Origin of the sequence: Streptomyces sp. MnatMP-M17 (assembly GCF_900091995.1) — a bacterium.
In the GTDB taxonomy this organism is placed as follows: Bacteria; Actinomycetota; Actinomycetes; order Streptomycetales; family Streptomycetaceae; genus Streptomyces.
This window is the reverse complement of sequence record NZ_FMDK01000338.1, coordinates 1-7,097: the sequence shown is the minus strand read 5'-3', so window position 1 is coordinate 7,097 and position 7,097 is coordinate 1. Positions and strand designations below refer to the sequence as shown.

Genomic DNA, 7,097 nt, shown 5'->3' with positions numbered 1-7,097 from the left:
ACCGGTGGCGCGATGGGCGGTGGCGCGGGCACTTCCGGCGGTACGGCCGGTGGGCGCCGGTTGGCGGGCGAGACCGGTGGCATGGTCGCCGGCCGGGCACAGCAGTCCGGGACGGCCGGTGGCCGGCCCTTCACACCTGGCGGCTCGGGCCTGGTCCGTGGTGCCGGAGCAGACGGTGGAGCCCGTTCCTCGCAGGCCGGCCGCGGTGGCATGGTGCCGCATCCCACGCGGCGTGGCGCTCGCCGTCCCGAGGACGAGGACGGACAGCGTCCCGACTATCTGACAGAAGACGAAGAGACCTGGCAGCAGGGCGGCCGTCGTATCGTGCCGCCGGTCATCGACTGAACCGTCGCCATCCGCCCCTGCCCGAATCCGGTGAGAAGGACCGTACATGCGCGCCAGCAGCATCCGAACCGCTCGGTGGAACGTGCTCATATCCGGCTCTCTGGGCCTGCTGCTGGCGGGCGTGGCGGCCACTCCGGCCCACGCCGAGACGGTCCGCTCCAGACAGTGGCACCTCGACATCATGAAGGCCGAGGAGATGTGGCGGACCAGCACGGGCGAGGGCGTCACGGTCGCCGTCATCGACTCGGGTGTAGACCCGGAGCCAGACCTCGAAGGGCAGGTGCTGCCCGGCAAGGACTTCTCCGTGAAGCCTGGGGACGAGCGGGACGACATCAGCAACCATGGAACGGGCATGGCGGCTCTGATCGCGGCCACGGGTAAGAGCCATGGCGGGGACGGGGCCTTCGGTCTCGCGCCCGGAGCGAAGATCCTTCCCATCAGAGTGGATCTCAGCGCCGGTAGGCAGGGCGACGAGAAAGAGGCGGAGGCCATTCGGTACGCGGGCGATTCGGCAGCGAAGATCATCAATATCTCGCAAGGCGGGCTGTACGACGGTGCTGCCTCCCGCGAGGCCGTGAAGTACGCGCTCGGCAAGGGCAAACTCATCTTCGCCGCCGTCGGCAACGACGGGAGGCACGGCGCTCCCAAGTATCCCGCGGCGACGCCGGGCGTCATCGGTGTAGGGGCGGTCGGCAAGGACCTGAAGGCGACCGAGGAATCACAAACCGGTCTCCAGGTCGACCTGGTCGCTCCGGGCATCGACATCATCAACGCCTGCGCTGGTGAGACCGGCCTGTGCAACACCAGCGGCACCAGCGACGCCAGCGCCCTCGCCTCCGCGTCCGCCGCCCTCATCTGGTCCAAGTACCCGGACTGGACGAACAACCAGGTGCTGCGCGTGATGCTCAACACCGCCGGCGGTCCTACCAGCGGCGCCGAGCGGAACGACTATGTCGGTTATGGAATGGTCCGCCCCCGGATCGCCCTCACCGATCCCGGCGATCCCGGCCCGGCCGATGAGTACCCGCTGCCCGACCTCGCGGCAGCCGCCTCCAAGGCGCCTTCGCCCGAAGCGTCCAAGGAGGCGGGCGGCGGTGCCGAGGACGGCAAGGGTGACGAGACTCAGCCGCCCGCACCGGCCGCCGCGGCCGACGACGGTGGCAACACCGGGCTCTGGATCGGCCTGGGCGTCGGCGCGGCCCTGCTCATCGGCGCCGCCGTCGCCGTACCGCTCGTACGCTCCCGCCGTCGTGCCGCCGCGCCTGCGCAGCAGCCCCCGGCCTTCGCGCCCGTCCCGTACCAGCAGACTCCGTACCCGCCTCAGCAGTCGCAGCAGTCGGGTCCACCGCAGTACGGGCCTCCGCAGTACGGGCCGCCGCCCCAGCAGTATCCGCAGCAGCAGCCGAATCAGGCACCACAGCAGTACCCGCCGTACGGTCCACCGCGGCCATAACGGATTCGCGTCGCCGTCTCGGCTCTTTCGGTTCGGTCTCAACCTTTTCAGTTCATTCAACGGGGAAGCCATGTCGTTCGACGAGGAGTGGGCATCCGCCCGCACCGATGCCACAGCCAATACCGCTATGCGGCTGAACAGGGTTCCCGACGAGGGATCGGGCGGGGGCGGGAGCGCCGATCTGAGCGTCAGCCAGGACAAGCTCGGGGAGATTGGGAGCGCGGCGTATGCGCTGCACGGACGGCTCAAGTCCGACGGCAACCACGCCGCCGGCAGCACTTCCGACGCGGCGACGATGATGACCGTCAACAACTTCCGTACCGGCGCCGCGATGCGGACCGTCCATGACACCTGGAGCTCGCAGCTCGGCACACTGCTCGACGCGTGCGCGAATATCTCCAACCACCTGGACTACAGCGCGGCGTCGCACGCGCGAGAAGAGCAGGAGATCACGGCCGCTCTGGCGGCGTCCAGGATAAACGAGTACTTCAAGTAGCCGCGGGGTAGTGATGCTGACCTTCAACGATGTGTACCACGCTCCGCTGGACAAGCTGAAGTCGGCGGCGGACGACTGGTCGGAGATGACCACCAAGCTGGAGACGCTCGCCGAGGACGCGCGTACGACCATGGCGGCCAGGGCCAAGGACGACTACTGGCGAGGCGTCAACGCCGAGGTCACCAAGCCGTTCGTGGACAAGACGGCCAAGGAGTTCGACGACGCGGCGAAGGCGGCCAAGGGCATCAAGCTGATCCTGGCGGACGGCTACGAGGCGTTCAAGAAGGCCAAGGACGACCTCAAGAAGCTCATGGACACGGACGCGCCGGCCCAGGGCCTGGTCGTCACCGCCCATGGCCGGGTCGAGGCCCGGTATCCGCTGGAGAAGGACCAAGGGGCCCGCCACGACCCCGACTTCAGCGAGATGCTGCGCACGCAGAACAACAAGATCGACGCGATGCAGCGGCGTATCGACGCCGTCGTGGAGACGTGCGACGACGCCGATGTGGCCACGGCCAACGCGCTCACGGCGAACATCACCGCCGATCAGCACAACTTCAGCGCGCCGAAGTACGACAGCCTGGACGCCGAAGAGGCACAGCGCGCCGTCGACCTGGCGAAGAAGGGCCGTGATCTCACCCACGCCGAACTCCAGCAGCTCAACGAACTGCTGGCGGACAACCACTCGTCACGCGAGTTCTCCAGAACGTTCTACGAGGGCCTCGGCCCCGAGGGATCCCTGAAGTTCTTCGGCCAGTTGGCCACGGACACCTACGACTACTCCGAACTCGACGAGGAACGCCTCAAGGACGTCCAGGCGCTTCAGCGGAACCTGGGTCTCAACCTGGCCACCGCCACCGGCCCCACGGGCGAGAACGACCCGTGGACGCAGAAGTGGTCCGAGGACATGCGACGGCTCGGCACCGAGCGCATCCCGCTGATCAGGAACGACATGAATCCGCCGTTCGGATATCAGCTCCTCGGCGGGATCATGCGGTACGGCAACTACGACCCGAAGTTCCTGAATCCGATAGCCGAACATGTGGTCCAGCTGCACCAGAAGGACCCGTACATGTTCGCCGACACGAAGTCGATGGGCGGCTGGCAGAAGAACCTCTTCAATCCGTCCGGTGTGAACGGTTCCGGTTACGATCCGGTCGTCGGCATGCTGGAGGCGCTCGGGCACAGTCCGGAGGCGTCGAAGCAGTTCTTCTCCGCCGAGCCCACGGCCTACAACGAGGACGGCACCGTCAACACGGGTGCTGACGCAAACCTCGGCAAGGGCAAGGACGGCCGTCCCATCGAGAGCTACCTCGACTACTTCGCCAGCGAGGAGTACGAGTCGTTCCCCGACATCGACGGTCATGATCCCGACGACGCGGCCAAGTCCATGGCGTATATGCCGGACGCGCTGGGCCATGCCCTGGAGTCCGCCACGCTCGGTTATTCCTGGGACAGCCCGGATCCGAACGCCGTCCGGGACGGAACGAATTCCGCCATTATGGAAAAGGTCGCCGAAAAGTACGGTCAGGACCCAGGTCTGCTCAAGCACCAGGAGGCGCTGGCGGACAGCATGGGCCATATGGGAGCCGGCTATATCGACGACATCAACTGGGCGCTGGAAGAGAACCTGGAAGGCAGTATCTTCGCGCCGGACAAGAATCCGGACGCCCATGCCGAGTTCGGCCGGGACAACGCCCGTGGTTTCCTCAGTGCCCTGGGCCAGCACCCTGACGCGTACGCGTCCGTCACCACCGCCGAGCGGATCTACACCACCAGCATGCTGGAGGCGACGGTGGGCCCGGACGGCCGGCCCGACCAGGGCGCGGCGCGGGCGGCCGTGGGCGTCGGCGCCGAGGTCCAGGGAATGCTCGACCAGTCGCGTGCCGATCAGGTCGAGGCAGAGGGCCTGAAGCTGCACGAGGAGTACGAGAAGGCACAGCAGCAGCGGTCCGCCTGGGTCGAGTTCGGCACGACCACCGCGATCGCCGCCGGAGTCGCGTTTCTGCCGGCCACCGCCGCCGTCGGAGCGGCGGCCATCCTGGTGCCGCTGGCCGTCGACACGGGCAGCGGAGCGCTGGAGCAGATCGCCGGTCAGGTCATCGGCGACTGGTCGGACGGTTCCATCGACGAGCACAAGGAAAAGATCGAGGAGCTGACCCGGGAGGAGAAGACGACCGTGTTCCGGGCCGGTGAGCACAGTGCGGAGGCGCCCATGAAGTACTTCCGTGACAAGCACGGCATCGATATGAACAGCGAATTCGGCAGGGATCTCCGGGACTCCGTCGATCTCGGTTATGCGAAGGGCAATGACCGGGAGAACCAGCAGGGCAATGATCCCGAGACCGGCTGAGACAAGAGAAAGAGCGAGAGCTGTGAGGATACGGAACATCGCACGGACCGTGGGTGTCGTGCTGGCATTCGGCCTTGGTGCATCGGCGTGCGGCGGCGGCGAGAGCGAGGAGCCTCGCTTCGTTGCTGCCGGGAAGCTCTGTGGTTCCGTGTTCTCCGACGATGCGGTGGCTGCCGTGGAGAGCGCGATCGGCGACACGAGCTTCTTCGCGAGCGGTGACGACAAGCTCGGCAAGGTGGCCACCGCGGTCAAGGATCTCTACGCGGACGGGCAGAGCGTGTACACCAGCGCCGGCGAATTCTGCAAGATCAAGGGCGAGAAGCGTGGTTCCGGGCGCATGAACATCAGCTTCGGCTTCTACAAACCGGAAGACGTCTTGGACAACCGTCACTCGGCGAGCCAGCGGCTCTACGAACTCGGTAAGCAAGCCGTGGCCGGAGCCAAGAATTCCTCGCTCCGCTTCGAGTGTGTGAGCCCCCAACTGGACGGCTCGGACAAGGATCCCGCACGCATCGTGGGCCTGATGAGCTTCAGGGAGCGTGACGTGCCGGAGAGCCAGGCCCTGCGCGAGGACAATCTCACCGTCCTCCACGCGGCGTCATTCGCCCTGGCGAAGAAGCTGGAGTGCGAGAACAACGGAGGGCTTCCGCAGAAGGCGGTACTCCGGCCGAAGCCCGAGCCCGATCCTTCGCAGGAGTCGCCCTCGCAATACCGCTGAGGATCTTGCCGTATCCCGCCCGGACGAATTTCTCGTCCGGGCGGGACAGCAGAGGCCGTGGCGGGAATCGAACCCGCGTAACTCGCTTTGCAGGCGAGTCCCTGAACCACTCGGGCACACGGCCAGGTCTCTGGCATGTTGTTCGGTTTCTTGGATTTCTGCGGTTTCTTCAGTTTCTTCAGTGGGTCCCTGTTGCTTCACTCGACCGTAGAGCGGCGGCGGGCCGGGCTCAAGGCGGGTGGCGGTGGTGCAACGCGACTGCCACACTCCGTTCACGGTCGTACGACCAAGGGACCAGCCCGGATCCGTCACCTGACAGGGATCAACCAGGGAATAGGCCCTTACGCTGTGCCTATGACCACCCTGGAACCGGGCGGCGCCGATGTCGCTCCCGTCGACCGTGACGCCGTGCTCCCGACGTCCGACGAGGCCCATGGCCAGGGTGGTGTCCTGGGTCCCGTGCACCGGGCCCTCAGTATCGGCATCGTCTCCGTCGTCCTGCTGATCGCCTTCGAGGCGACCGCCGTCGGTACGGCCATGCCGGTGGCCGCGCGGGAGCTGCACGGGATCGCGCTGTACGCCTTCGCCTTCTCCGCGTACTTCACCACCAGCCTCTTCGCCATGGTGCTCTCCGGGCAGTGGGCCGACCGCAGCGGGCCGCTCGCGCCGCTCGCCACCGGGATCAGCGCCTTCGGCGCCGGGCTGCTGCTCTCCGGCACGGCGGGCACGATGTGGCTGTTCATCGTCGGTCGCGCCGTCCAGGGACTCGGCGGCGGGCTGGTCATCGTCGCGCTGTACGTCGTCGTCAGCCGCGCCTATCCGGAGCGGCTGCGGCCCGCGATCATGGCCGCGTTCGCCGCGAGCTGGGTGATCCCGTCCGTCGTCGGGCCGCTCGCCTCCGGCACCGTCACCGAACATCTCGGCTGGCGCTGGGTCTTCCTCGGGATCCCGGCCCTGATCGTGCTGCCGCTGGCGCTCGCCCTGCCCGCGATACGGCGCATGGCCTCCGGGCCCGCCGATCCCTCCGCGCCGCCCGTCGCACTCGACCGGCGCAGGATCCGGCTCGCGTTCGGGATCTCGCTGGGCGCCGGGCTGCTCCAGTACGCGGGCCAGGAGCTGCGCCCGCTCTCCCTGCTCCCGGCCGCCGCCGGCGCGGCGCTGCTCGTTCCCGCCGTCCTCGGGCTGCTGCCCGGCGGCACCTGGCGGGCGGCGCGCGGACTGCCGTCCGTCGTGCTGCTGCGCGGTGTGTCCGCGGGCTCCTTCATCGCCGCCGAGAGCTTCGTACCGCTGATGCTCGTCACCCAGCGCGGACTGTCGCCGACGATGGCCGGGCTCTCGCTCGCGCTCGGCGGCGCGACCTGGGCGCTCGGCTCGTACATCCAGTCCAGGCCGCGCATGGAGCCGTACCGCGAACGGCTGATGGCGGGCGGCATGGTGCTGGTCGCCGTGGCCATCGCGACCGCGCCGAGCGTGCTGATCGAGGCCGTACCGGTCTGGATCGTCGCAATCGCCTGGGGCGTCGGCTGTCTCGGCATGGGCGCGGTGATCGCCTCCACGAGCGTGCTGCTGCTCAAGCTGTCCTCGCCGGAGGAGGCCGGCGCGAACTCCGCCGCGCTCCAGATCTCCGACGGACTGTCGAACGTCCTGCTGCTGGCGGCGGGCGGCGCGGCCTTCGCGGCCCTGGGCGGCGGCGCGGTGGGTGGCCACACCGCCTCGGCCGTGACCGGCGCCG

The 7,097-nt window shown here is 68.0% G+C and carries 5 protein-coding genes, 1 tRNA gene and 1 pseudogene; 6 read left to right on the top strand and 1 reads right to left on the bottom strand.

Features of this window, described 5'->3' with window-relative positions; genetic code table 11:
* The 5 genes and pseudogenes from GA0115259_RS15745 to GA0115259_RS15725 all read left to right on the top strand — a co-directional run.
* Positions 1-345 (top strand): annotated as a pseudogene (locus tag GA0115259_RS15745) (hypothetical protein); the annotation flags it as partial.
* A gap of 46 nt (positions 346-391) precedes the next feature.
* The gene (gene mycP, locus GA0115259_RS15740) at positions 392-1,798 is read left to right on the top strand and encodes a type VII secretion-associated serine protease mycosin (RefSeq protein ID WP_093596774.1); all 1,407 of its coding nucleotides are present in this window, start codon (positions 392-394) and stop codon (positions 1,796-1,798) included.
* Between the two features lie 70 nt (positions 1,799-1,868).
* The gene (locus GA0115259_RS15735) at positions 1,869-2,294 is read left to right on the top strand and encodes a hypothetical protein (RefSeq protein WP_093596771.1); all 426 of its coding nucleotides are present in this window, start codon (positions 1,869-1,871) and stop codon (positions 2,292-2,294) included.
* A gap of 13 nt (positions 2,295-2,307) precedes the next feature.
* The gene (locus GA0115259_RS15730) at positions 2,308-4,647 is read left to right on the top strand and encodes a hypothetical protein (RefSeq protein ID WP_093596768.1); all 2,340 of its coding nucleotides are present in this window, start codon (positions 2,308-2,310) and stop codon (positions 4,645-4,647) included.
* 49 nt (positions 4,648-4,696) lie between these two features.
* Positions 4,697-5,365 (top strand): hypothetical protein, encoded by a 669-nt coding sequence (locus GA0115259_RS15725; RefSeq protein WP_141716582.1) that lies wholly within the window; start codon positions 4,697-4,699, stop codon positions 5,363-5,365.
* Positions 5,366-5,417: 52 nt separating this feature from the next.
* On the opposite strand, the gene GA0115259_RS15720 is transcribed toward GA0115259_RS15725, so the two are convergent.
* Positions 5,418-5,489 (bottom strand) — tRNA-Cys (locus tag GA0115259_RS15720).
* Positions 5,490-5,719: 230 nt separating this feature from the next.
* On the opposite strand from GA0115259_RS15720, the gene GA0115259_RS15715 reads away from it, so the two are divergent.
* The coding region (locus GA0115259_RS15715; protein ID WP_107469195.1) for an MFS transporter at positions 5,720-7,097 on the top strand (1,378 nt) is incomplete at its 3' end.